The 24,321-nt window shown below is 71.9% G+C and carries 17 protein-coding genes; 6 read left to right on the plus strand and 11 right to left on the minus strand.

What is annotated here, in order from left to right:
* Both VK923_17945 and VK923_17950 read left to right on the plus strand, forming a co-directional pair.
* A partial coding sequence (locus VK923_17945; protein HSJ46564.1) for a hypothetical protein occupies positions 1-359 on the plus strand: 359 nt, incomplete at its 5' end.
* A gap of 44 nt (positions 360-403) precedes the next feature.
* Positions 404-3,562: an AAA family ATPase gene (locus VK923_17950; GenBank protein ID HSJ46565.1), complete on the plus strand. Its 3,159-nt coding sequence runs from the start codon at positions 404-406 to the stop codon at positions 3,560-3,562.
* A 34-nt stretch (positions 3,563-3,596) separates the two neighbouring features.
* Here the strand turns inward: VK923_17950 and VK923_17955 are convergent, their stop codons facing one another.
* Positions 3,597-3,929 carry a hypothetical protein gene (locus VK923_17955; GenBank protein ID HSJ46566.1) on the minus strand — a complete coding sequence of 111 codons (333 nt, stop codon included), beginning with the start codon at positions 3,927-3,929 and terminating at the stop codon, positions 3,597-3,599.
* Between the two features lie 142 nt (positions 3,930-4,071).
* On the opposite strand from VK923_17955, the gene VK923_17960 reads away from it, so the two are divergent.
* Positions 4,072-5,328: a Type 1 glutamine amidotransferase-like domain-containing protein gene (locus tag VK923_17960; GenBank protein ID HSJ46567.1), complete on the plus strand. Its 1,257-nt coding sequence runs from the start codon at positions 4,072-4,074 to the stop codon at positions 5,326-5,328.
* On the opposite strand, the gene VK923_17965 is transcribed toward VK923_17960, so the two are convergent.
* Positions 5,318-6,547 carry a lycopene cyclase family protein gene (locus tag VK923_17965; protein HSJ46568.1) on the minus strand — a complete coding sequence of 410 codons (1,230 nt, stop codon included), beginning with the start codon at positions 6,545-6,547 and terminating at the stop codon, positions 5,318-5,320. The two genes, VK923_17960 and VK923_17965, sit on opposite strands and share 11 nt — an antisense overlap.
* Before the next feature lie 236 nt (positions 6,548-6,783).
* Between VK923_17965 and VK923_17970 the strand changes: the two genes are divergently transcribed.
* Positions 6,784-8,406, plus strand: coding sequence for a hypothetical protein (locus VK923_17970; protein HSJ46569.1), 1,623 nt, complete (start codon positions 6,784-6,786; stop codon positions 8,404-8,406).
* A gap of 52 nt (positions 8,407-8,458) precedes the next feature.
* On the opposite strand, the gene VK923_17975 is transcribed toward VK923_17970, so the two are convergent.
* Positions 8,459-9,823, minus strand: coding sequence for a TrpB-like pyridoxal phosphate-dependent enzyme (locus tag VK923_17975; protein HSJ46570.1), 1,365 nt, complete (start codon positions 9,821-9,823; stop codon positions 8,459-8,461).
* A gap of 82 nt (positions 9,824-9,905) precedes the next feature.
* Between VK923_17975 and glgC the strand changes: the two genes are divergently transcribed.
* Positions 9,906-11,138, plus strand: a complete 1,233-nt coding sequence (glgC, locus tag VK923_17980; protein HSJ46571.1) for a glucose-1-phosphate adenylyltransferase — start codon at positions 9,906-9,908, stop codon at positions 11,136-11,138.
* A complete protein-coding gene (gene glgA, locus VK923_17985; protein ID HSJ46572.1) occupies positions 11,135-12,343 on the plus strand; it encodes a glycogen synthase in 1,209 nt (402 codons plus the stop codon). The genes glgC and glgA overlap by 4 nt, the downstream gene beginning before the upstream one ends.
* A gap of 82 nt (positions 12,344-12,425) precedes the next feature.
* Here glgA and VK923_17990 read toward each other — a convergent pair whose 3' ends face one another.
* From VK923_17990 to VK923_18025, 8 genes are all read right to left on the minus strand, one after another.
* Positions 12,426-13,922 (minus strand): carboxyl transferase domain-containing protein, encoded by a 1,497-nt coding sequence (locus VK923_17990; GenBank protein HSJ46573.1) that lies wholly within the window; start codon positions 13,920-13,922, stop codon positions 12,426-12,428.
* A 46-nt stretch (positions 13,923-13,968) separates the two neighbouring features.
* Positions 13,969-15,126 carry a CoA transferase gene (locus VK923_17995; GenBank protein HSJ46574.1) on the minus strand — a complete coding sequence of 386 codons (1,158 nt, stop codon included), beginning with the start codon at positions 15,124-15,126 and terminating at the stop codon, positions 13,969-13,971.
* Positions 15,123-17,237, minus strand: a complete 2,115-nt coding sequence (locus VK923_18000) for a hydantoinase B/oxoprolinase family protein (GenBank protein HSJ46575.1) — start codon at positions 17,235-17,237, stop codon at positions 15,123-15,125. Before VK923_18000 ends, VK923_17995 begins: the two co-directional genes overlap by 4 nt.
* Before the next feature lie 25 nt (positions 17,238-17,262).
* Positions 17,263-19,362 carry a hydantoinase/oxoprolinase family protein gene (locus tag VK923_18005; protein ID HSJ46576.1) on the minus strand — a complete coding sequence of 700 codons (2,100 nt, stop codon included), beginning with the start codon at positions 19,360-19,362 and terminating at the stop codon, positions 17,263-17,265.
* On the minus strand, positions 19,359-20,648 hold the full coding sequence (locus VK923_18010) for an amidase (protein ID HSJ46577.1): 1,290 nt from the start codon (positions 20,646-20,648) through the stop codon (positions 19,359-19,361). The genes VK923_18005 and VK923_18010 overlap by 4 nt, the downstream gene beginning before the upstream one ends.
* On the minus strand, positions 20,645-21,289 hold the full coding sequence (locus VK923_18015; GenBank protein ID HSJ46578.1) for a carbon monoxide dehydrogenase subunit G: 645 nt from the start codon (positions 21,287-21,289) through the stop codon (positions 20,645-20,647). Before VK923_18015 ends, VK923_18010 begins: the two co-directional genes overlap by 4 nt.
* Positions 21,286-23,721, minus strand: coding sequence for an aerobic carbon-monoxide dehydrogenase large subunit (gene cutA / locus VK923_18020; GenBank protein ID HSJ46579.1), 2,436 nt, complete (start codon positions 23,719-23,721; stop codon positions 21,286-21,288). The genes VK923_18015 and cutA overlap by 4 nt, the downstream gene beginning before the upstream one ends.
* Positions 23,718-24,321, minus strand: a 604-nt coding sequence (locus VK923_18025) for a (2Fe-2S)-binding protein (protein ID HSJ46580.1), incomplete at its 5' end; no start/stop codon positions are given. The genes VK923_18025 and cutA, both read right to left, overlap by 4 nt.

The raw sequence follows: 24,321 nt of genomic DNA on the forward strand, positions 1-24,321 counted from the left end.
AAGCCCAAGAAGAGGCACGCCGCCAACGCGAAGCCCAAGCAGAGGCACGCCGCCAACGCGAAGCCCAAGAAGAGGCACGCCGCCAACGCGAAGCCCAAGAAGAGGCACGCCGCCAGCAGGAGATCGAGGACCTCACCATTCGCTCGACCCCGCCACCATCAGAGGTCCCCCCACCTCCGCCGGACTTCGAGCTCTCGTCGGAGCTTGGAGCCGATCAGGAGGACGCGTCCGACGGAGATACCCTGCTGTTCAATCCCGAACTGACGGCGTCGATCCCCCTGCCGGTGACCGATGAGGACACCGAACCCGCACGACAGCGCCGACGCCGACGCCGACGCCGACGGCGAGACGACGGCTGACGCCACGCCGCGCCGGATTCGCCACCCGTAGACTGCGGTGCGGGATGCAGGTGGCGGATGACCTCGACACGCTGACGGTCCTGTTCACGGACCTAGTCGGATCCACGCGCCTGCGCGCCGTGCTCGGTGAGCGCGACGCCGAGGACCTGTGGGACAGGATCGATGCGATCCAGACCGACGCTGTCACCGCCGAGCACGGCCGGGTCGTCAAGAGCCTCGGGGACGGCCTCATGTGCGTCTTCCCCGCAGCCGAGTACGCACTGCGCGCGGCCGGTCAGCTCGTGGCACGCCTCGACCAGCTGGCGGCCAGGGTCGGGCAGCCGGTCGAGGCACGCGTCGGGGTCAGCGCGGGTGACCTCCTGCGGGCCGACGGGGACGTGTCCGGCACACCCGCCATCGAGGCCGCGCGCCTGTGTGACGCCGCCGGTGGCGGCGAGATCCTCGTCAGTGACGTCGTGCGCGTGCTCGCGGGCTCATGGTCTGACCATCCACTCGACGACCGCGGGGAACGGCGCCTGAAGGGGCTGCCCGCACCGGTCAGGTGCTGGTCGCTGGCGTGGCGGCGTCCGCAGCCGCGGCCGGCGCAGGACGTCGGGTTGCTGGTCGACGACGAGTTCTCCTTCGTCGGGCGAGACGCCGAGCTCACGCGCCTGGAGGACGCGTGGGCGACGACCCGCCGTGGCGTGCGCACGGCCGTCCTGTTGGCCGGCGAGGCGGGTGTCGGCAAGACGCGTCTGGCGGTGCAGATGGCCCATCGCGTGCTCGACGAGGGCGGCCTGGTGCTCGCGGGACGCTGCGAGCAGGACACGACCGTGCCACTCGAACCGGTCCAGCACCTGCTCGGTGCATACGCCGCAGCGGCCGACCCCGCGACGCTCGCGGAGGCTGCGGGCCCGTTCGCTCCGGAGCTGGCCCGCCACATCGTGTCCATGGCGGCGGTCGTCGACGACCCCGGTGCTCCGGACGCCGATCGTGACGCCGAGCGGTTCCGCCTGTTCGCCGGCATCACCCACCTGCTGCACAGCGCGGCGCGGCGCCGTCCCGTCCTGGTAATCATCGACGACCTGCAGTGGGCCGACGCTGCAAGCTGGGCGTTACTCGGACACCTGTTGCGCACCGCCGACCTCGGCGCGGTCTGCGTGATCGCCACGTTCCGCGACACCGGAGCAGATGGGGCAACGGCCCGCGTCGGGGCGCTGCTGCGATTGCCAGGCGTGTCGCTGATGCAGCTCGAGGGTCTGCCGGTGGGCGAGCTGGCCGAGCTGGTCGCACACGCGTCGACCGGGATCGACGCGGTCAACCTGTGGGATCGGACCCGGGGCCATCCGTTCTTCGCCGTCGAGCTGATCCGCCGTGCGCGCGCCGATGGGGACGACACGGGTGTGCCCGTGTCGGTGCGCGACCTCGTGCTGCACCGGACCGCGCAACTGCGGCCCGCGACGGTGCGTCTGCTGACGATCGGCGCGCTGATCGGATATGCGTTCGATGTGACGCTCGCGGCCGAGGTGGCCGGGCTGACCGATCCGGAGGCCGCCGCCGTCGAGGAGGCCGTGGTCGCACGACTGCTGCTGGAGGTGCCGGGACGCCGTGACCGCGTGCAGTTCACGCATGCACTGGTCGCCGACACCCTCGCGACCCAGCCGTCACAGGTACGCGTGGCGCACCTCCACGAGCAGATCGCGGGCACGCTGCGACGTCGCGCCGCGCCGTCCGACCAGATCGCGGAGCACACGCTGCGGGCGGTGCCAGTCATCGCTGCAGTGGACGCGATCACCGTCGTCCGCGACGCGGCGCGCGATGCCATGGCGGACGGCGAGCCCGATCAGGCGGCCGCACTGCTGGAACGTGCGCTCCAGTTGGACCTGTCGGCCATGCCGCAGGTCCGCGCCGAGCTCGAGGTCGAGACGGGCGAGTGCCTCAACCACGCCTCGCGCGCGGTCGACGGCGTACCACACTTCGAGGCCGCGGCACGCCTGGCAGACGAGCACGGACGGTTCGACCTGTTGTACCGCGCCGCGCTCGGCTGCTGGGCCGGGAACCCGTGGTTCGCCAACGCAGACGAGACCGCACAGCGCCTGCTGCAACTGGCGATCGACCGTTGCCCACCTGCCGACGAGCTGCGCAGGGCCGCACTGCGTGCCGGCCTGGCCGCCTTCTCGATCTTCACGGCGCGGCTGGCGGATCGCGACCGCATCACGCGTGACGCGGTGGCCCTCGCCCGTGCCCGCGGTGACCGCACGGTGCTCTCCCGGGTGCTGGTTGCCCGGCACGTCGCGATCGGATGTCCCCTGGCGCTCGACGCGCTTGACGAGGTCCGCAGGGAGCTGGCACCGCTGGGTGCCGATGTGCCACTTGCCACGGCGCCGGGCGACCTGACGGGTGTGTCGGCATCGGATTTCTGGCGTGCCGACGGGGCCGCCTACCGACGTGCAGCCACATCGTTCGATCTGTCGGATCCGCGGCTCTCGGCCAACGACCGGACGGTCGGCAGCCAGCTGCAGGCCTGTGTCGCGCTCCTCGATGGCCGCACCGCCGACGCGAGGGTGCTCGCTGAGCGTGCGCTCGCCGTCGGCTCCTGGGGGGACGCGTCGATCGGCAACCACGGCTGGCAGTTGCTGCTCGCGGACTGGCTCGACGGGCGCGTGGTCGACTCACGCGCGCGGGCCGCGGCCGCCTACCGGCACTACGGCGGCCAGCCGACTCGGCTGACGCACGCCTGGACCGAAGCGGCGGCCGGCGCGTCCGACACCGCCCTGGCGTTGCTCGACCGCGTCGGACGCGATCGTCTGTCACGGGTCCCGGAGCTGTTCCTGGGATCGGTCGGGTTGGCGGCCGGAGCGGCCGCGGTGGTGACGCTTGGCGCCGTGACCTGGGCAGAGCCGTTCCTCCAGGCGCTCACGCCGCTCATGGACCAGATGTGTGGCGTGCCGTGGGCGCCGTTCCCGGCCGCGGCGTTCTACGCCGGCCAGCTGCAGGGCCTGCTGGGCGACGTGGCAGCGGCGGACCGAAGCTTCACGCGTGCGGTCGAGCTGCACGAACGTATGCAGGCGCCCGCCTTCGTGGCACTGACGCAGGCCGAGCATGGCCGCGTGCTGCTCGGCACCGACCGTCCCAGAGCAGCGCGTCTGCTCCGCGAGGCCGAGGTCTTCGCCCGCGATGTCGGCATCGACGGGATCCTGCAGGGCGTCACCAGCGCCAGGTGAGGCGCGCCGGCTGCGCGTCCGACGGTCGACGCGCTCAGGCCTCGTCGGACGAGGTCAGCATGCGGTCGACCCACCACAGCAGCAGCGCGACCAGCACGAGGTTGATCGTCTGCGTCCGCGCGGTGCTGGCGGCCGACGACGTCGCCTCCCTCGCGCGCGTGGCCGTGGCACCTGCCCAGCCGCCGGCGTGCTCCAGGGTCTCCGACGACGCCTGACGCGCACGCCCGGCGTAGACGGGCAGCTCCTGTGCGACGGGCTGGAGCGCCAGCCAGCGGCCGGTCGCGGTCACCAGGTCGTTGAGCGCGGTGACCAGGTCGTTGCCTGCCGAGAAGACCGTCGGTAGTGATCGCCGCAGTCGTACGCCCATCTGTGCTTCTCCTTGTCAGCTGTCGCCAGGGTGCACTGTTCCCAACCGCACGGTCCCGATGCGCGTCCGGTCGCTGCCCCTGCCCGTCGTGCGTAGGCTCGTAGGCTTGACGCGACCGGCGTCGAGGGGATAGTCGCACATCATGCCGTCACTGCCACGCATCCTCGCGATCATGGGGTCTGGCGAGACTGCACCCACGATGGTCAGCATCCACCAGGAGCTGTTCTCGCGGCTCCCCGCGTCGGCCCGGGCGGTCCTCATCGAGACGCCCTACGGGTTCCAGGAGAACGCCGACGAGATCAGCGACCGGACCGCGACCTACTTCGCGCGCAACGTCGGGCGCACGATCGAGGTCGTCGGCATGCGCACCGACGCCGACGCGGACGAAGCCGCGGCGGTCGCCCGGCTGCAGGCCGCCGACTACGTGTTCGCCGGGCCCGGCAGTCCCACCTACGCCCTGGATCGCTGGCGGGGCTCGTCGTTCGCCGACGCCGTTACCGACAAGCTGCAGACGGGCGGGATCGTGGTGTTCGCCAGCGCGGCTGCCGTCAGCCTCGGCCGCCACGCGATCCCCGTCTACGAGATCTACAAGGTCGGCCGCCGGCCGCACTGGGTCGAGGGTCTGGACCTGTTGGCCGCCGCCGGCATCGACGCGGCGGTCATCCCCCACTTCGACAACGCGGAGGGCGGCACCCACGACACGCGCTTCTGCTACCTCGGTGCCCGGCGCCTCACGATGATGGAGGACGAGCTGCCGGACGACACGTTGGTCATCGGCGTCGACGAGCACACGGCGCTGATCCTGGACCTCGACGAGCGGATCGTGACCATCCAAGGGCGTGGCTACGTCACCGTCCGCCGCGGCGGACAGGTCCTGCGGGTCGTCGACAGCGGCGTTCGGCTCGCACTCGACGGCCTCACCGCGTCCCAGGGCACGACGCCACCGGCACCGGTCGGGACGATGGCACCGGCATCCGCCAGCAGCCGTGTCCGGGCCTCGTCGACCTCGACGCTGCGCGAGGCCACGCGCGATGCGACGACGGCGTTCGGCTCCGCGCTCGCGCATCGCGACGGCGTGGCGGCCGCCACCGCGATCCTCGACCTCGACGCCGCGATCACCGCCTGGGCCGCCGACACGACGCAGTCCGACGAGGGTGACCGGGCGCGAGCCACGCTGCGTGGCCTGATCGTGCGGCTGGGTGAAGCAGCGACGCAAGGGCTGGCCGACCCGGCCGAGCGCCTCGCCCCGCTGATCGACGCGGTCGCCGTTACCCGGCAGCAGCTGCGCGGGCAGGGCGCCTACGGCCTCGCCGACGACCTGCGTGACGCGGTCGGCGCCGTCGGCGTCGAGTTGCGCGACACCCCGGACGGCACGACGTGGCGGGTCGTCAGCGACTGACAAGGCCCGGCGCGACGACGCGACCCATGTGGCGCCACGAGCCGTCGGCCACGACCGACCGCAGCACGCGACGACGCACACCCGACGGCAGCCGGGCCATCAGCCGCGTCATCGTGCGCTGCACCCCCAGCGGGGAGGAGGTGCGTGACACGTACCCCTGCCAGTCGCGTGGAGGCAGCGAGAAGAAGCCATCGAAGAAGGCCTGCGTCGCGTCGGTGTCCAGCGACAGCAGCACGTCGAGTCCCAGCCGGTAGAGCGCATCGCGCCGGTGGTCCGCGCTGGTCCACACCGCTCGCTGGCCGGCACGCGCGATCGCGCGCGGGCCTGCTCCGCCGACCATGGCGTCCCGGACGGTCGCGGCCAGCAGGGGCGCGCGCCGGAGCGCCTCCGCGACGTGGTACCCGGTCGCCGGGTGGATCATGGCGGCCGCGGCACCGAACGCGATCGCCGGCCCTCCGGGAGGGAGTGGAGCGTTCATCGCGAAGGCGCACCGCTCGGTGTGCCTGATCTCCAGCGGTGTGCAGCCGCGCGCGGCCAGCCGGTGCCGCAGGCGTCGCTCGAGCAGGCCGAGTGGGACGGCCGGGCGGGCGGCCAGCGAGGTCTCCTCGGTGAACCACAAGCCGTCGCCGAGATCCATCGCGTACAGGAACGTCGGCGGCCCGCCGTCGTCGAACGGCGTGGCGTCGAGGTCCATCAGGCACATCGTGCCCGGCGCCACAGGTGGTTGGTCGAACCGCGCCACGACCCCGTACGCCACCTGGTGCGCGAGGCCCGACCTGGCACGACGCCCGAAGGCGGCAGGGTGACCGGTGGCGTCCACCACGGCGCGGGCCGCCAGACGGCGGCCGTCGACGAGCGTGACGACGACCCCCGTATCGTCGACATCGAGCCTGTTCGCGCGTCCCGCCGTCTGCGTCACGTCCACGCCGTCGGTCAAGGCGCCACGCAGGCGCTCGTTGTCGATCAGCGCGTACGTGCGCCCCAGATCTCGGAACGTCGGGCCCACTGTGCGGACCGTGACGGCGGCCCACTGGTGGCCCGCGAGGCGTTCCGCGCCTGCCCCGGTGAGCTCGTCGAGCCACGCGCCATACGTCTGCGGCCAGGCAGCGTCGGGCCGGGGCGCGACCAGGTGCACGTCGAGATTCGCACGCGCACACGCGGCTGCGGCGGCCCGGCCGGCCGGTCCTGCGCCGACCACGAGCACGTCGCTGCGGGACACGTGCATCCTGTTCGTCGCGGTAAACTCCCTCCGGGCGCCACGCTACCGCCCCCACCCACACCGACCCGCCTGCCAGGCGATCCGGCGTGCGGATGCCTCCGGCGGCGTCGGACGTCGAAGACCATGGTCCGGTGGAGGGACGCCACGACCCGGGTGACTGTCGCCCGTGTGACGGGTACAGGTGCCGACACTGACAGCCGCGCGCCGATGCGCACCGCCCACGACACGGAGTGATCATGACGCCCGCAGACGCCTACGCCAGGTTCGACGCGATGCGGGAGGCGCTCAACGAGCTGCAGGAGGCCGATGCCGCACAGCGCCTGTGGGACCGTGACACGAGCCTGTTCAGCGACGACCCGGAGGTGCGGACGGCCGTGGCTGACCGCCTCGGCTGGCTCGACGCCGCGGGTGGCAACCCGGACTGGGACCGCGAGATCACAGCCGTCGCCGCTGAGGTGGACGCCGACGACGTCGATCGCATCGTGCTGGCAGGCATGGGCGGGTCCAGCCTCGCACCCGAGGTCTTCGGCACGATGTTCGCGGACGCGGGCAGGCGCGACCTCGTGGTCCTCGACTCGACGCACCCCGACGTCGTCGTCGAGGCGCTGCCACCGGACGGCCTCGACGCGACGCTGGTCGTGGTGTCGTCCAAGTCGGGCACCACCGCTGAGACGCGCGCGTTCGCGCTTCACGCCGAGCGCCACGTGCCCAGCACGAAGCACCTGGTGGCGATCACCGACCCCGGCAGCAACCTCGCCGAGGAAGCGACAGCGCGCAGCTGGCGCCACGTCTTCACCAACCCGCCCGACATCGGCGGGCGTTACAGTGCGTTGTCGCTGTTCGGCATGGTGCCGGCGCACCTGATCGGCGTCGACACCAGCGCCGTCTGGCGGTCGGGCCAGGCGATGCTGACGTTGTGCGGCCCCTCGCAGGAGGGCATCGACAACCCCGCGCTCGCGCTCGGCGCGTTCATGGGTGGGCTCGCACGCGCCGGTCGTGACAAGCTGACGATCCTGACGTCACCGGCGCTGTCGAGCTTCGGTGACTGGCTCGAGCAGCTGATCGCCGAGTCCACCGGCAAGCAGGGCACCGGTGTCGTTCCCGTGGTCGGAGAGCCGGTCGCACACCCGGGCGTCTACGGCGGCGACCGGGCGTTCGTGGTCATCGACCACGTGGCCGGTCCCGTACCGGGTGTGCAGGCCCTCGAGGACGCCGGGCTGCCGGTCCTGCGCATCACGCTGCAGGACCGCTACGAGATCGGGGGCGAGTTCGTCCGGTGGGAGGCCGCGACGGCGTACGCCGGTGCGCTCCTGGGGATCGATCCGTTCGACCAGCCCAACGTCGCCGAGAGCAAGCGCAACACCGACGAGGTGCTGGCCGAGGTCACCTCGGGCACGGCGCTGCCGGAGCCCGAGGAGGGCGACCTGGGCGAGCTGCTCGACAGCATCCGGCCGGGCGACTACTTCAGCATCCAGGCCTACCTCGCGCCGGACCGCAAGATCGCCGACGGGCTGACCGAGCTGCGCATGATGGTCCGCGACAACCTCCGCGTCGCCACCACCATGGGATGGGGGCCCCGGTTCCTGCACTCCACCGGGCAGCTGCACAAGGGCGGCCCGAACACGGTCGTCGCGCTCCAGCTCGTCGACGTCCCAGGCGACGACGTCGAGATCCCGGCCGAGCAGCACGGCTTCGCCACGCTCATCCGGGCGCAGGCGCTCGGGGACCTGCGCAGCCTGCGATCGCACGACCGACGCGTCATCCAGCGCCGCATCGACGGTCCGGAGGACGTCGTGCGTGTGCTCGGCGACGCCAGAGCCCGGCTGCACAAGCCGATGCCCGGCAGCGACTCGATCTGACGAAGGGGTCGCTGCCGGCAGACGGCGAGCTACGCGGGGACCGTCGGCAGCGCTACGCGGGGACCGTCGGCAGGCGGGTCAGCGCGTCGTCGACCTTGGCCTTCGGGTAGTCGTAGTCGACGAGCTCACCGGCGAGGTAGCTGTCGTAGGCGGACATGTCGAAGTGGCCGTGGCCGCACAGCGCTGTGAGGATGACCCTCTCCTCGCCGGACTCCGCGCAGGCGCGCGCCTCGGCGATGGCCGAGGCCAGCGCGTGGGTCGGCTCGGGCGCCGGGATGATGCCCTCCGTCCTGGCGAACTGGATGCCCGCCGCGAAGCACTCCTTCTGGTCGCGCGCCTCGGCCTCGATCAGGCCGAGCTCGTGCATGTGGCTGAGCAGCGGCGACATGCCGTGGTAGCGCAGCCCGCCTGCGTGGATCGGGTCGGGCACGAAGTCGTGACCCAGCGTGTACATCTTGACCAGAGGCGTCATGCCGGCCGTGTCGCCGAAGTCGTACGTGTAGACGCCCCGCGTCAGCGACGGGCAGGCGGCCGGCTCGACCGCCAGGATCCGCGGGTCGTTGCGGCCGGCGAGCTTCTCGCGCAGGAACGGGAATGACAGCCCGGCGAAGTTCGACCCGCCACCGGTGCAGCCGATCAGCACGTCGGGCGTCTCACCCGCGTCGGCCATCTGCCGCAGTGCCTCCTCGCCGATCACCGTCTGGTGCAGCAGCACGTGGTTGAGCACGCTGCCCAGCGCGTAGCGGGTCTGCTCGTCGGACGCGGCGACCTCGACCGCTTCACTGATCGCGATGCCCAGGCTGCCCGGGCTGTCGGGGTCGTCGGCAAGGAACCGGCGGCCCGCCTCCGTGCGGTCCGACGGACTCGAGTGCACGGTCGCGCCGAACGCCTCCATCATCGAGCGACGGTACGGTTTCTGGCGGTAGCTCGCGGCGACCTGCCACACCTCGCACTCCAGGCCGAACAGCGCGGCGGCGAACGCGAGCGCGCTGCCCCACTGCCCCGCCCCGGTCTCGGTGGTCAGCCGTCGGATGCCCTCGGCCGCGTTGTAGTACGCCTGGGGCACGGCCGTGTTCGGCTTGTGCGAGCCCGACGGACTGGTGCCCTCGTACTTGTAGAAGATCTTCGCAGGTGTATCGAGCGCCCGCTCGAGACGTCGTGCGCGCATCAGCGGCGTCGGTCTCCACAGGCGGTAGACGTCGCGCACGTCCTCGGGGATCTCGATGAAGGACTCGCCCGAGACCTCCTGCATGATCAGCGCCATGGGGAACAGCGGCGCCAGGTCGTCGGGTCCGACGGGATCCAGACGTCCGGGGTGCAGTACCGGCGGCGGCGGGGCCGGCAGGTCGGGCACGATGTTGTACCAGCGCTCAGGCAGTGCGGACTCGTCCAGCAGGTACTTCGTGCGCTCCGTCATCGTCGTTCCGTTCACGTCGTGTTCGGCGGGGAGTTCCGCGGGATGCACGATACCTTTCCAGCGCGTCGGGTAGGGTGCCGACATGGCGACTCGTAACGTTCTCTCGATGGTGCTCGCCGGCGGAAAAGGGACGCGGCTGTACCCGCTGAGCAGGGACCGCGCCAAGCCTGCCGTGCCGTTCGGTGGCCAGTACCGGCTGATCGACTTCGCACTGTCGAACCTGGCCAATGGTGGGTTCCTCAAGATCGTGGTCCTCACGCAGTACAAGAGCCACAGCCTCGATCGGCATCTGGCGCTCACGTGGCGCATGTCCCCGCTGCTGGGCAACTACGTGACGCCGGTGCCGGCGCAGATGCGTCGGGGCGCCCACTGGTTCGAGGGCTCGGCGGACGCGATCTTCCAGAACTTCAACCTCCTCAACGACGAGAAGCCGAAGTACGTCATCGTGTTCGGCGCGGATCACATCTACAGGATCGACCCCCAGCAGATGCTGCACGCCCACATCGACTCGGGTGCCGGCGTCACCGTCGCCGGGATGCGCGTGCCGGTCGGCGATGCGGACCAGTTCGGCGTCCTGCAGGCCGACGAGCACGGGCAGATCACGGAGTTCCTCGAGAAGCCCGAGCATCCCGAGCCGCTGCCGAACGACCCCGACCACGTGTTCGCCTCGATGGGCAACTACATCTTCTCGATCGACACCCTGCGGCGGGCCGTCTCGGAGGACGCCAAGGACGAGAGCTCCACACACGACCTCGGTGGCAACATCATCCCGATGCTGGTCGAGCGCCGCGAGGCGTACGTCTACGACTTCTCCGACAACGACGTGCCCGGCTCGACCAAGCGCGACAAAGACTACTGGCGAGACGTCGGAACACTGGACGCCTACCACGAGGCCCATATGGACCTCATCTCGGTGGATCCCGTCTTCAACCTGTACAACCGCGAGTGGCCGATCTACACGTGGAACGAGCCGCTGCCGCCCGCAAAGTTCGTGTTCGACCACGAGGGTCGGCGGGGCCAGGCGCTGGACTCGATGGTCAGCCAGGGCGTCGTGGTGTCCGGCGGCGTGCTGCGCCGCTCGGTGCTGTCTCCCGGCGTGCGCGTGCACTCGTACGCGGAGGTCTCGGGTTGCGTGCTGCTCAACGGGGTGCGTGTCGGCCGGCACGCCGATGTCCGGAACGCGATCATCGACAAGCACGTGCATGTGCCGGAGGGCGCGAAGATCGGCGTGGACCTCGAGCGTGACCGCGAGCGCTTCACCGTCTCCGACGGCGGTATCGTCGTGATCGGCAAGGGCGACAAGGTCGAGGCGTGACACCCAGGGCGGTGCGCGCCGCGCTGCTGACACGGGAGTACCCACCGGAGGTCTACGGTGGTGCGGGCGTGCACGTCGAGTACCTGTCGAAGGCACTGGCGCCGCTGGTCGACGTCGAGGTCCACTGCTTCGGGGCCGACCGGGACGACCCCCTGGTCGTCGCCGCCTACCGGCCGTGGAACGCGTTGGACGGTGCCGCCAAGCACCTGGCCGCGCTGCGCCACTTCTCGACCGACCTCGCGATGGTCGCAGGCGTCGAGGGCGCCGACCTGGTCCACTCCCACACCTGGTACACCAACCTGGCCGGCCACCTGAGCAAGCTGGCCTACGGGATCCCGCACGTGTTGTCGACGCACAGCCTCGAGCCGCAGCGGCCGTGGAAGCGTGAGCAGCTCGGCGGCGGCTACGAGCTGTCCGCCTTCGCCGAGCGCACGGCGATCCTGAACGCCGACGCGGTCATCGCCGTGAGCGGCCGCATGCGCGAGGATGTTCTCGCCAGCTACCCCGACGCCGATCCCGACCGCATCACCGTCATCCCGAACGGCATCGACACCGACGAGTACCGGCCCGACCCGAACACCGACCTGCTCGAGCAGCTGGACATCGACCTGGACCGGCCGATCGTGACGTTCGTCGGCCGGATCACCCGGCAGAAGGGCTTCACGCACCTGCTCGACGCCGCCGCCCACGTCAACCCGGATGTGCAGTTCGTGTTCTGCGCCGGCGCGCCCGACACACCGGAGCTGCAGGACGAGGTCGTCGCGAAGGTCGAGAAGCTCCGCGCCGGCCGCAGCGGCGTCTGGTGGATCGCCGAGCACCTTCCCCGGGCCACGATCACCCAGATCCTGACACACAGCACGGTGTTCGTCTGCCCGTCGATCTACGAGCCGTTCGGGCTGGTCAACGTCGAGGCGATGGCGTGCGAGGCCGCCGTGATCGGGTCTGCCGTCGGGGGCATCCCCGAGATCATCGTCGAGGGTGAGACCGGCCACCTCGTTCCGTTCGAGGCGGGTGGTGACGCCTACGGCACGCCCGCGGATCCGGAGGTGTTCGCCCGTGACCTGGCGGTGGGCATCAACGACCTGGTCGACAACCCCGAGCGCGCCGCCGCATGGGGCCGCGCCGGCCGGCAGCGGGTGCTCAGCGAGTTCTCGTGGTCGAGCGTCGCGGAGCGGACCGCCGAGCTGTACCGCTCGCTGCTCTGACGCGCGTGGCACCCGGTGCCGGCATGCCGGGGTCAGCTGCCACACCCCGGCGCGCGTGGCACCCGGTGCCGGCACACCGGCGTCAGCTGCCACGTTCGGCGGAGGTGCCGACGTTGCGCAGACGGTCCCGCCGCGCGGCGAGGCGCTCCTCGCGCGGCTGCACGAGCAGCATGCGCAGCTGGTCGGCGACGGCGTCCGCGATCGCGGTGATCCAGCCGTCCTCCTCCGGCATGATCTCGTCGACCAGCCCTAGCCACTGGAGCGCGTCGACGTCGATGGCCTGGGTGCGGGCGAGATCCACTGCCCGGTCGGTCGAGCGGTGCAGGATCGCCGACGCGCCCTCCGGCGCGATCGGGGCCAGCCACGCCCGCTCCGCGGCCACCACGCGGTCGGCGGCCAGCCAGGCGATCGCCCCGCCGCCAGAGCCCTCCCCCAGCAACACCGCGACCGACGGCACCTCGACCGTGCTCATGGTCGCCATGCAGCGGGCGATCTCCGCAGCGAGCCCGCCGGACTCCGCCGCGGCCGTCGTCGCGGCACCCCGCGTGTCGACGACCGTCACGATCGGCAGGCCGAGCTCGTCGGCCAGGCTCATCGCACGACGGGCGGCCCGATAGCCCGCGGCACCGACCGCGGCACCCCGCGACCCCGGCGGCCGGTCGTGGCCGACCACGACGACCGGCGTACCGCGCCACGTGCACACCGCCGTGACGCAGCCGTCGTCACGGCCTCCCGCGCCGTCGCCGCGCAGCCCGACACGGTCGCGTACGGCGATGTCGAGCAGCGCGGGCAGACCCGGCCGGTCCCCACTGCGTGACGCCGTCACCGCGTCCCAGGCATCCGTGCGCGCGGTGCCCGCTCCGGCCGGCGCTGCGGGTGCGAGGTCCGTCGGCCAGATGTACCCGTGGGCGCCGAGCGCCGGGGGTGATGGCCCGACGGCTTCGAGCGTGTGCGCGAGGCATGCCTGCAGCTCCTCCGCAGGCACGAGGCCGTCGACCACGCCGTGGCCGTGCAGGTGCTCGGCGCGCTGCACGTGTTCCGGCAGCGCCGAGCCCTCGAGCGCCGCGATGACGCGGGGCCCGGTCAGGCCGATCAGCGCGCCGGGCTGCGCCCAGGTCACGTGGGCGAGCGAGCCCCAGGACGCGAGCACCCCACCGGTGGTGGGGTTGCGCAGCCAGGAGACATAGCGGTTGCCCGACCGACGGAACGCCGCGACCGCGGCGGCGACCTTGAGCATCTGCACGAACGCGAGCGCACCCTCCTGCATGCGCGTCCCTCCTGACGTGGGCAGGCCCACGACCGGCAACCCCCGCACGGCGGCGCGCTCGAACGCACGGGTGACCCGCTCCCCGACCACCACCCCCTGGGTGCCGGCCAGGAAGCCGAACTCGCCGACGACCACGACGACATGCCGGCCGCCGAGCCGTCCGATGCCTGTCACCACCGCCTCGGTCGTCGGCGCGTCCCGCCTGGCGTCGGCGAGGCGCTCGGCGTACGGCCGGACGTCGGTGAACCGCAGCGGGTCCCCTGGCACCAGATCGTCGTCCCAGGCGGTGAAGCTGCGACCGTCGGTGAGCATCCCGATCAGTTCAGCGGCGGACCATCGCCGGGGCGCTTGCCCGGCCTCAGCCATCGCGTGGGAGCCAGCCGTCACCGTTGTGCTGCCCGAGCAGGGGCGGTGCCTGTGGATCGTTGCGGGTGGAACGGCTGTACGTGACCGCAGGCCCGGGAAGGCCGATGCGACCGAGGGTGGGATGGTCGACCTCGTCGACGAGTCCGAGGTGTGCGACCTGGGGGGACGCGTACACGTCGTCGAGCCCGGCGATGGGCCCGGCGGGCACGCCCGCGTCGTCCATGCGCGCCAGCCACGTGTCGGTGTCCGCGGTCGCGAGGGCGTACTCGATCAGCGCCTCGAGCTCGTCGACGCGGCCGACCCGGTCACCGTTCGTCGCGAACCTGACGTCGTCCGGGTCGAGGCCGACCAGCGGTGCGAAGCGGCGCCACAGACCCTCGGTGCCGACGGCGACGTTGATGCTGCCGTCCGCGCAGCGGAACGCCCCGTAGGGCTGGATCGACGGGTGGCGGTTGCCACTGGTCACCGGCGCCTCCCCGGCCACGAGCCACCGGGTGCCCTGGAACGTGTGGATGGCGATCATGCCGCCCAGCAGCGAGCTCGACACACGCTGCCCACGCCCGCTGCGCTCACGCTCGTACAGCGACGCGACCACGCCGTACGCGCCGAACATCCCGGCGAGGATGTCGGCGATCGGCACTCCGACCTTGCTCGGCGGCCCGCCGACCGGCCCGGTGAAGCTCATCAGGCCACCCTCGCCCTGCAGTATCTGATCGAACCCCGGGCGGTGCCCGTGCGGGCCACCTTCGCCGAAGCCGGTGATCGACAGCACGACCAGTCGCGGGTTCAGCTCCTCGAGCGGCGCCTCGCCCAACCCGAGACGCTCCATCACGCCGGGACGGAAGTTCTCGACCAGCACGTCGGCGCCGGCGACCAGGGCACGCAGGCGGCCCAGGTCGGCCTCGTCCTTCAGATCCAGCTCGACCGACCGCTTGTTGCGGTTGACCGACAGGAAGTACGTCGACACCGGCGTCCCCCCTTCCGGTGGCTCTGCGAAGGGCGGGCCCCAGCCGCGGGTGTCGTCTCCGGTGCCGGGCCGCTCGACCTTCACCACGTCCGCACCCGCGTCGGCGAGCATCAACGTCGCGTACGGACCCGCGAGCGCACGCGTCAGGTCGACGACCCGTACGCCGTGGAGCGGCCCGCTCATGATGTCTGCCTACCGCTGTCGCTCCTGCGCCCGTCGGCTGACGCCTCGCCCCGCACAGCCAAGGGTGTGTGCCCACCACTGCTCGCGTCGAGAGCGGCGCGTTCGGTCGCCGACAGCTCGTCGACATCGGCGTGCGTCGCACCGTCGGCCAGGCGTGCGTAGCCGGGACCCCGATCAAAGAACGGCCGCGGTCCACGGTCGGCGCGCAGCCGCGCCCGCAGCGCCCGGGTCTGCTCCTCGTCGACCACCAGGTGCTCCTCTGCCGTGCCGGTGACGACGGCGTACGCGGTGGGTGGGCTCGCGGCCGGTGGGTCGACCGTCGTCACGATCGCGACGCCGTGGTCGCGCTCGGCCATCGCCTGTGACACCTTGCCCTGCACGACGTCGCGCAGCACCGCCCGAGGATCCCGGTCGAGTGGATCGCCCCAGCCGCCCCCACCGGTCGTGCGGATCCGGACGACCTCGCCGGCACACATCGGCTCGCCGGATGTCAGCCCCTCCATATCGCGCTCGGCTGGCCCACCCGGGTCGATGGTGACCCGGAACGGCGCGCCGGCCATCCCACCAGCGACCCCCCAGCACGACAGGATCGAGCGGTCGGCGATCGACATGTACCGCGCGTCGCGCAGCACGCGGATCCACTTGTCGTACCCCAGGCCACCGCGATGCTCGCCCGGTCCACCCGAATCCGTCGCGAGTCCGAGGCGCTCGACGCGGATCGGGTGGCGGCTCTCGGCGAACTCGACCGGAATGTTGCGTGAGTCGGGGACCACGTGGATCGTGTCCTCGCCATCGGCGTACCACCGGCCGCCGGATCCGCCGCCGAGCACCTCACGCATCAGGTAGGGCCGGCCGTCGGCGTCGTCGCCGTAGACCCCCGTGTAGCGGATGGTCTCCTGGTCGGCCGGCATCCGCCCGCCCGTGGCCTTGGCCAGGACCCCCGCGAGCACCCCCAGCAGGCGCAGGATGACGAACGTCCGCGCGTTCGTCGGCGCCGGGAAGATCGGCGTCAGCAGCGTGCCCTTGTCGGGGAAGCGCATCTCGATCAGCGGGACGACGCCCTCGTTGACGTCCAGCTCGGCCATACGCTCGGGCGTGTCGGCGAGGTTGCGCAGGATCGGTGCGAGCCACTTCGCCAGGAAGTTCCCGTCGGCATAGTCGCCGGCGTGGTTGATCGGACCCTTGGCCTGCGGTGACGTGCCGGTGAAGTCGATGACGATTCCCGCGTTCGACTTCGTCAACGTGATGCGCTGGCCGTGCAGACGCGGGGGGTCGACCCCGTCGTGCTCGGCGTAATCCTCCCACACGAACGTCCCGTCGGGGATCCGCGACAGGACCTCGCGGCGGTAGGTCTCGGTCGTGCGGTCCAGGATCGCGTCGAAGCACGCCACGACCGTCGCACGTCCGTAACGGGCGAACAGGTCCGACAACCGGCGCGCCCCCATCGTGCAGGCGCTGGCCTCGGCGTCCAGATCGCCGGCGAGGTGGTCGGGCATGCGCGAGTTGCGGGTCATGATGCGCAGCGCCGCGCGGTTGGGCTCGCCTGCGTTCCACAGCTTGATCGGCGGGACCATCAGGCCCTCCTGGAACACCTCCGTGGCGTCCGACGGCATCGACCCTGGCACGGCGCCACCGATGTCGTCGTGGTGGCCAAAGGCCTGCACGAAGGCCACGACGTCCGGTGCACAGCCGTCCGATGGATCCCCGCCCGCCGGCTCGCTGCCGCTCGCCCTCACCCTCGGATCCCCGCCCGCCGGCTCGCTGCCGCTCGCCCTCACCCTCGGATCCGGCGCGAACACCGGCACGGTCACGCAGAGGTCCGGCAGATGCCCGATGCCCCCCTCCGACGTGTACACGTCGTTGTGGAAGTACACGTCGCCCGGTCGCATCGTCTCCAGCGGGAAGTCCCGCACGACCGGGTGGACCAGCGCGCTGTAGCTGCGACCCGTCAGCTTGCGCAGCCGCCGGTCGTGGATGCCCGCGCGGAAGTCGTGTGCGTCGCGGATCATCGGCGAGCGCGCGGTGCGGGCGATCGCCTCCTCGACCTCGGCCTCGACCGATGCGAGCGTGCCCTCGACGATCTCGATGGTGATGGGGTCGATCGTGGTCATGCCGCACGCCCTGTCGCTGTCGCGGTCACGGGTCCTCCCTGTGGCGGATGACGAGGTTGCCGAGGTCGTCGACGCGAGCGGCGAAGCCGGGGCTCAGGGGTACGGTCGACGAGAACTCCTGGACGACCGCGGGCCCGCTGATGTGGTCGCCGGCCAGCAGGCCCGCGCGGGCGTACAGCTGTGCGGTGTGCCACACGCCGTCGAGGTGGACCTGCCGGTCGCCCACGGCGGCCCGGCCGGGATCGCCGTCACCCGCGTCGAGCCGACGCAGCTGCGGTCGCGCGATCGGCCCGATCCCGCTCACACGGACGTTGACCCATTCGATGCCCTGGCTGGGATCGTCCCGGTAGCAGTAGCCGTACGTCGCCTCGTGCCGATCGTGGAAGCGCGCGATCACCTTCGCCGCGAACGCGCCGTCGACCGGACCGTCGGGGACGTCGACGCGGACCTCCGACGCCTGCCCCGCATAGCGCAGGTCGGCCTGCCGCACGAATGACCGCTCGTGCTCGGCGAACCCCTCGGTCGCCAGCGCCGCGGCCGCGCGGTCCCGCAGCGCGCCATAGACATCGGCCAGCTCGGCGAGGTCGAGGCCGTCGTGGTGGCGGACGAACGTCTGCACGTCATCGTTGCGCACGTCGACGGTCAACAGGCCGAACGCCGAGAGGTTGCCGGGGTTGGCCGGCACGATCGCGGCGGGGAGCTCGAGCAGGTCGAGCAGACGGCAGACCTGCAGCGAGCCGGACCCGCCGAACGTGGCGAGCACGTAGTCGCGCACGTCGAGCCCGCGCTTGACGGTCACCTGGCGGATCGCGTTGGCCTGGTTCCACACGGCGATCTCCAGGACGCCCTCGGCGCAGCGCTCGACGTGGTCGATGCCGAGGTCGTCGGCGAGGTTGGCGATGCCGGCCCTGGCCGCCGCGGCGTCGAGCGGCATCGCGCCGTCGAGGAGGGCATCGGGCAGCCGACCCAGCACCAGGTGCGCGTCCGTCGCCGTCGGTTCGGTGCCGCCCCGGCCGTAGCACAGCGGGCCGGGGTCCGCGCCCGCGGACCGCGGCCCCACCTTGAGCGCGCCGTCCGGGGTACGCCACGCGATCGAGCCCCCACCCGTGCCCACGGTCACCACGTCGATCATCGGGACCTTCGTCGGGAACCGGCCGACGGTGCCCTCGGTCGTCAGTGCCGGCTCGCCGTCGGTCACGACGCACACGTCGGTCGAGGTTCCGCCGCCGTCGAGCGTCAACACCCTGTCATAGCCCGCGGCGTCGGCGATGAGCGCCGCACCCAGCGCGCCCGCGGCGGGACCTGACAGGATCGTCGTGATGGGTTGGCGCGCGACCTCCTCGGCCGAGATGACACCGCCGTTGGACTTCATGACGTAGAATGGCACGTCCGGGCGGACCTCGTCGAGCCCGGCGCGGATCTGCGCGACGTAGCGCCCCACCCGCGGCTTGACGAAGGCGTCGACGAGCGTGGTCACCGCGCGCTCGTACTCCCGGTACTCGCGCAGGACGTCTGACGAGATCGACACGGTGCAGCCCGGGTGCTCGGTGGCGAACACCTCCTGGACACGTCGCTCGTGGTCGGGGTTGGCGTAGCTGTGGAGGAAGCTGATCCCGACGCAGGTAATGTCGCGACGCCGCAACCACCTGGCGACCTCGACCGTGGCGTCCTCGTCGAGGTCGCGGACCACCTCGCCCTCGGGTCCGAGGCGCTCGGGCACCTCCCGAACGTGGTGCAGCGGCACGATGCGCGGCGGCTTGACCCAGAAGTACGAGTTGCCGTAGCCCTCGGGGACGCTCTGCCGGGCGATCTCGAGCAGGTGGCGGAAACCCTCGGTCGTGACGAAGCCCAGGCCCGCGTAGTCGTCGGTGAGCAGGGCGTTGGTCGCCACGGTCGTGCCGTGGCTGACGGATGCGACCGCGTCGCCGTCCCGCCCGACATGGTCGAGGATCTGCCGCACGCCTGCCATGAAGCCGCGTGCCGGATCGTCCGGCGTCGACGGCGTCTTGGTGATCGTGACCGTCCCGGCGCCCGGATCGAACAGCACCACATCGGTGAAGGTCCCGCCGGTGTCGACCCCGATCCGCAGGGTGTGCTCGGATGTCCCGTCGTCGACTGCGGTCACGGTGCCTCCTGCGCGAGCACGTCACCGACCGACCGCGCTGCGGCCAGCGCGGCGGCGTCGTCGTCGCGGTCAGCGACGACCTGGACGCCGAGCGGCATGCCATGGGGACCCAGCAGCCCCGGGACCGCGACCGCGGGCGTGCCGAGCAACGTCCACATCCGGCAGAACAGCGGGTCACCGGTGGCGTCCAGCCCCTCGGGTGCCTCGCCGACGACGCTCGGTACGAGCAACACGTCGTGGTCGGCGAAGACCGACGGCAGCAGCTCATGGCAGCGTGCGGCGTGATCACGGGCGCGACCGACGACGTCATCGCCGATCGCCGCCCCACGCGCGAGCATCTCCCGGAGCTGCGCGCTCAGCTGCTCGTGATGCGCGCGGTCCTCCGGCGCGAGCGCCGCGGCCGCCTCGGCCTCCATGACGGTCGCCTGTGCACCGACGAGGTCGGCGAAGGGCGCGGGCAGCATGAGCTCTGGCAGCCCGAGGCGCGCCACCAGCGCAGCGATCGCCTCGCGGGTGGTGGCGTCGGCCCGCTCCCACTCCCAGGTGCGGGCGAACGCGATCGACGGCGTGCGGTCCGGCGAGCCGGTCGCGTCAGCACCGCGCAGCACGGCGGCGGTCAGGACGAGGTCGTCGACCGTGCGCGCCAACGGTCCGATGGTGTCCAGGCTCGGTCCGATCGCTCGGACGCCGTCGGTCGGGACCGCGCTGAACGTCGGCTTGTAGCCGTAGACGCCACAGAACGACGCCGGGCGCACGATCGAGCCGGCGGTCTGCGTGCCCAGCGCGACCGGCACCATGTGGTCGGCGACCGCGGCGGCGGAGCCGCTCGACGAGCCTCCCGGCGTCCGTGCCAGGTCGTGGGGGTTCGCGGTGGGCCCGGGATGGAACAGCGCGAACTCGGTCGTCACGGTCTTGCCCAGGACGACCGCCCCCGCCGCACGCAGCCGTGCGACGCAGACCGCGTCGCGTGCCGGACGCCGGCCGGCGTGGATCGGCGAGCCGTACGCCGTCGGCGCATCGGCGGTGTCGATGAGGTCCTTGATCCCGACCGGCACACCGTGCAGCGGTCCGACGGCAGGCGTGGCGTCCCGGCGCCGGGCCTCCGCCAACGCCCGCTCCGGGTCGACGTGCACCCACGCGTGGACCTCGCCGTCGCGCTCGGCGATCCGCTCGAGGCACGCGGCGACGACGTCCTCGCTGCGGATCTCACCTGAACGGATCGCGGCCGCGGTGGCCGCGGCCGGCCACGCCGCAGGCGAGTCCTGACGAGAACGAGCGGGGCTCACGCGCGCCGCCGCTGCCCGACCAGCACGCCCACCAGCGCAATGACCGCACCCGCCAGCGCGGCGAGGAGCAGCGGCACGACGTCCGAGGCCGACGGCTCCACCGGCGGGCGGCGGAACACCTTCGCGGGCTCGCCGGCTCCCTCGGCCGCGGCGCGCCCGACATCGCCGGCGACCGCCGGCGTGGCCTCGCGACCACCGTCGAGCTCGCCCGCGAGGTGCCGGTCGACCGCCTCGAAGAAGGTCGCCGCGTTGCGCTTGGCGACCCCTGTGACGACCCGCTGGCCGACACCCGCGATCGCGCCGCCGATCACGGCTTCTGCGTCGTAGTCGACCCTTGTGCCGCCCCCCTCCTCAGTGAGCGAGACGGTGGCTGTCGCGTCGATCGTGCCCGTGTTGCCACTGCCGGCGGCACGCAGCGTGTAGGAGGTGGGCGGGTTCTGATCACCGAGCTGGACCCGCCCGTCGTACATGCCTTTGACGGACGCGATCCCGGCGTGGACCCGGGCGCTGTAGGCGTCCTCGCCCGTCTCTTCCAGCTCCTGGCACCCGGGGATCGTCGCCACGAGGACCGCGGGATCCTGCAACGCGTCCCACACCTGCTGGCGTGGCGCGCGCAGGACGTGGCTTCCGCTGACCTTCATGCTGCGTCTCCCTCCTCGTCGACCGTCGTCCCCAGCGCCCCCACGGGAGCGAGCCGCGCCCGCCCGTCCGACCGCAGCAGGCGGAACAACTCGTCGGGAGCCAGTGGCATGCGCCTGATCGGGATGCCGGTCGCATCCTCGATCGCGGCCGCCAGGACCGCAGCGCCAGGGATCACGCCGGCCTCACCCGCGCCTTTGATGCCCAGGGGGTTCAACGGCGACGGCGTCTGGAGGTGGTCGGTGCGGATGGTCGGCACCTCGCTGGCGTAGGGCACCAGGAAGTCCATGAACGACGCATTCAGCAGCTGGCCGTGCTCGTCGTAGGCCATCCGCTCGTAGAGCGCTCCACCGATGCCCTGGGCCACACCACCGTGGATCTGCCCCTCGACGATCCGCGGGTTGATCAGGTTGCCGCAGTCATGGACGACCGCGTAGTCGAGGACCGAGACCTCGGCCGTGTCGGGATCGACCTCGACGACGGCCGCATGCATGCCGCTGGCGAAGGTCGACCGCGGCGGGGAGTAGTACGCCCTGCCCTCCAGCCCGGGTTCCTCGCCGTCGCGCACCGGTGGCTCCTCGGGATCGGCGGGCAGCGAGAACTGCGTGGCCGCCTGCGCCGCCTTGCTGAACGAGTAACGCAGCGGGTTCGACAGCACCGCCACCTGGTTCAAGGGGATCTGATCGTCCGGGCTGCCCTTGACCCGCACGATCCCGTCGACGATCTCCAGGTCGTCGGGGTTGGCCTCGAGCGCCCGTCCGGCAACCAGCCTCGCCTTCTCGTTGACCGCGCGGGCCGCGAGCGCGATGGCGTTGCCACTCATGACCGCCGCCCGCGAGGCGAACGTACCCACGGCATAGCCGAACCGGCGCGTGTCGCCCGTCGTGACGTGAACATGCTCCATCGGCACGCCCAGCTCGGTCGCGACGATCTGCGCGAACACCGTCTCGTGGCCCTGACCCTGCGTCGTCAGGCCGGTCGACACCATCACGCGCCCGCTGGTCTCGACGTGGATGTGCGCGCCCTCGTAGGGTCCGACGCCGGTTCCTTCGACGTAGCAGGCCAGCCCGATGCCCAGGTGCCGCCCCGCCGCGGCGGCCTCGCGTCGTCGATCGTCGAAGCCATCCCAGTCGACGAGTGCCTTGAGCCGGCGCAGCGCCTCGGGATAGTCGCCCGAGTCATAGATCGCAGGCCGCCCGTCCTGGAAGATGAGGCCGACGTCGTAGGGGAACTCGTCGGGCTGGACGAAGTTGACCGCCCTCACCTCGGTGCGGTCCAGTCCGAGGTCGGCCGCGATCGCGTCGATCGTGCGCTCCATCGAGTAGACCGCCTGGGGCCGGCCCGCACCCCGGTAGGGTGTGACGATGACGGTGTTGGTGTACAGGCTCGTGTACTCGACCCGGTAGGTCGCCAGCTTGTAGGGTCCCGGAAGCTGGGTCGCGGTGATGATCGGCACGATCACCCCGTACGGCGTGTACGCGCCGTTGTCGTGCCAGAAACGGACGTCGAGCGCGAGCACCCGACCGTCGTCGTCGTAGCCCACCGTGACCTCGTGGACCTGGCCGCGCTCGTGCGCGCTGGCGATGAAGTGCTCGCGCCGGTCCTCGGTCCACTTGACCTCGTGCCCGAGTGACATCGAGGCCCACGGCACGAGCAACTCCTCGGGCCACGGGTGCACGATCTTGACCCCGAAGCCGCCGCCGACGTCGGGGGCGATGACCTCGACGTACGCGTCAGCCAGGTCGAACACCGCGGCGATCACCGCACGCACGCTGGTCGACGTCTGGGTCGACGTGTGGACCCGCAGGCGTCCGTCGTCGGGATCCCAGCGCGCGTGCACCCCGCGGCCCTCCATCGGCGTGCTCGCGCTGCGCTCGATCTCCCACCGCAGGTCGAGGCGCCGCGGTGCCGCGGCCAGCGCGGCCTCGACGTTGCCCACCTCCTGCACCAGGTGCGCGGCGACGTTGTCGTCCATGTCGTCGTGGACCGTCAGGTCACCCGCCGCGGCGCGTTCGACGCCGACGACCGGTGGCAGTGGGTCGTAGGACACCGCGACCCGGTCGGCGACGTCCTCGGCGACGTAGCGGTCGGTTGCCACCACCATCACCACCGGCTCGCCGACGTGCCGGACGATCTCCCGGGCGAGGGCGTGGCCGGTCCGTGGCTCGGTCAGCGACGGGTGCGGGATGAGCAGCGGGAGGGGATCGGCGAGCCGACCCGGGAGGTCCTCGTGGGTGTAGATCGCGACGAGGCCGTCGACGTCGAGCGCCTCGGTCACGTCGATGTCGGCGATCCGGGCGTGCGCGTGGGGGCTGCGCACGAACGCGACCCCGTACGCATCATGCCCGAGGTCGTCGAGGTAGCGGCCACCGCCGCGCAGCAGCCGCGGGTCCTCCCGTCGTACGATCGCCTCGCCGAACTGCCGCGTCGTCATGCTGCACCCCCGTCGCGTGCTCCGTGCCCGCCGTCGTGGGCGTCGCCGGGGACGTCGTCGCCCGCGGGAGCGTACGGCGCCGTCGCCACGGCATCGGATGGCGGCTGCGCCTCGACGGCCACCGTGTCGTCCACCCGGGTCACGGGCGCGCCGTCACCGTCACGCAGCAGCGTCGCGGCCCGCTCGACCGCAGCGACGATGTTCTGGTATCCGGTGCAGCGGCACAGGTTGCCCGAGATCCCCTCGATGATCTCGTCGGTGTCGGGCTCCGGGTTGTCGGCGAGCAGACCGGCGACGCTCATGATGAAGCCGGGCGTGCAGAACCCGCACTGCAGCCCGTGGCACTCCTGGAACGCGCGCTGGATGGGGTGCAGCGTGTCGCCATCGTCGGGCGACAGGCCCTCCACGGTTGTGACGTCGTGTCCGTCGACCGAGACCGCGAACAGCAGGCAGCTGCGCACGGGCGCGCCGTCGAGCAGCACGGTGCAGCAGCCGCAGACACCGTGCTCGCAGCCCACGTGCGTCCCCGTCAGCCGCAGGTCGTGACGCAGGGCGTCGCTGAGCAGACGGCGCGCCGGCACCCGCAACGACCGGGTCGTG

The organism is Euzebyales bacterium (genome assembly GCA_035461305.1).
Lineage (GTDB): Bacteria > Actinomycetota > Nitriliruptoria > Euzebyales > JAHELV01 > JAHELV01.

What these genes read in the sequence shown, in the direction of transcription:
- VK923_17950 (HSJ46565.1), top strand. Translation starts at nt 404, where the DNA reads ATGCAGGTGGCGGATGACCTCGACACGCTGACGGTCCTGTTCACGGAC.
- VK923_17955 (HSJ46566.1), bottom strand. Translation starts at nt 3,929, where the DNA reads ATGGGCGTACGACTGCGGCGATCACTACCGACGGTCTTCTCGGCAGGC.
- VK923_17960 (HSJ46567.1), top strand. Translation starts at nt 4,072, where the DNA reads ATGCCGTCACTGCCACGCATCCTCGCGATCATGGGGTCTGGCGAGACT.
- VK923_17970 (HSJ46569.1), top strand. Translation starts at nt 6,784, where the DNA reads ATGACGCCCGCAGACGCCTACGCCAGGTTCGACGCGATGCGGGAGGCG.
- VK923_17975 (HSJ46570.1), bottom strand. Translation starts at nt 9,823, where the DNA reads ATGACGGAGCGCACGAAGTACCTGCTGGACGAGTCCGCACTGCCTGAG.
- glgC (HSJ46571.1), top strand. Translation starts at nt 9,906, where the DNA reads ATGGCGACTCGTAACGTTCTCTCGATGGTGCTCGCCGGCGGAAAAGGG.
- VK923_17990 (HSJ46573.1), bottom strand. Translation starts at nt 13,922, where the DNA reads ATGCTCACCGACGGTCGCAGCTTCACCGCCTGGGACGACGATCTGGTG.
- VK923_17995 (HSJ46574.1), bottom strand. Translation starts at nt 15,126, where the DNA reads ATGAGCGGGCCGCTCCACGGCGTACGGGTCGTCGACCTGACGCGTGCG.
- VK923_18000 (HSJ46575.1), bottom strand. Translation starts at nt 17,237, where the DNA reads ATGACCACGATCGACCCCATCACCATCGAGATCGTCGAGGGCACGCTC.
- VK923_18015 (HSJ46578.1), bottom strand. Translation starts at nt 21,289, where the DNA reads ATGAAGGTCAGCGGAAGCCACGTCCTGCGCGCGCCACGCCAGCAGGTG.
- cutA (HSJ46579.1), bottom strand. Translation starts at nt 23,721, where the DNA reads ATGACGACGCGGCAGTTCGGCGAGGCGATCGTACGACGGGAGGACCCG.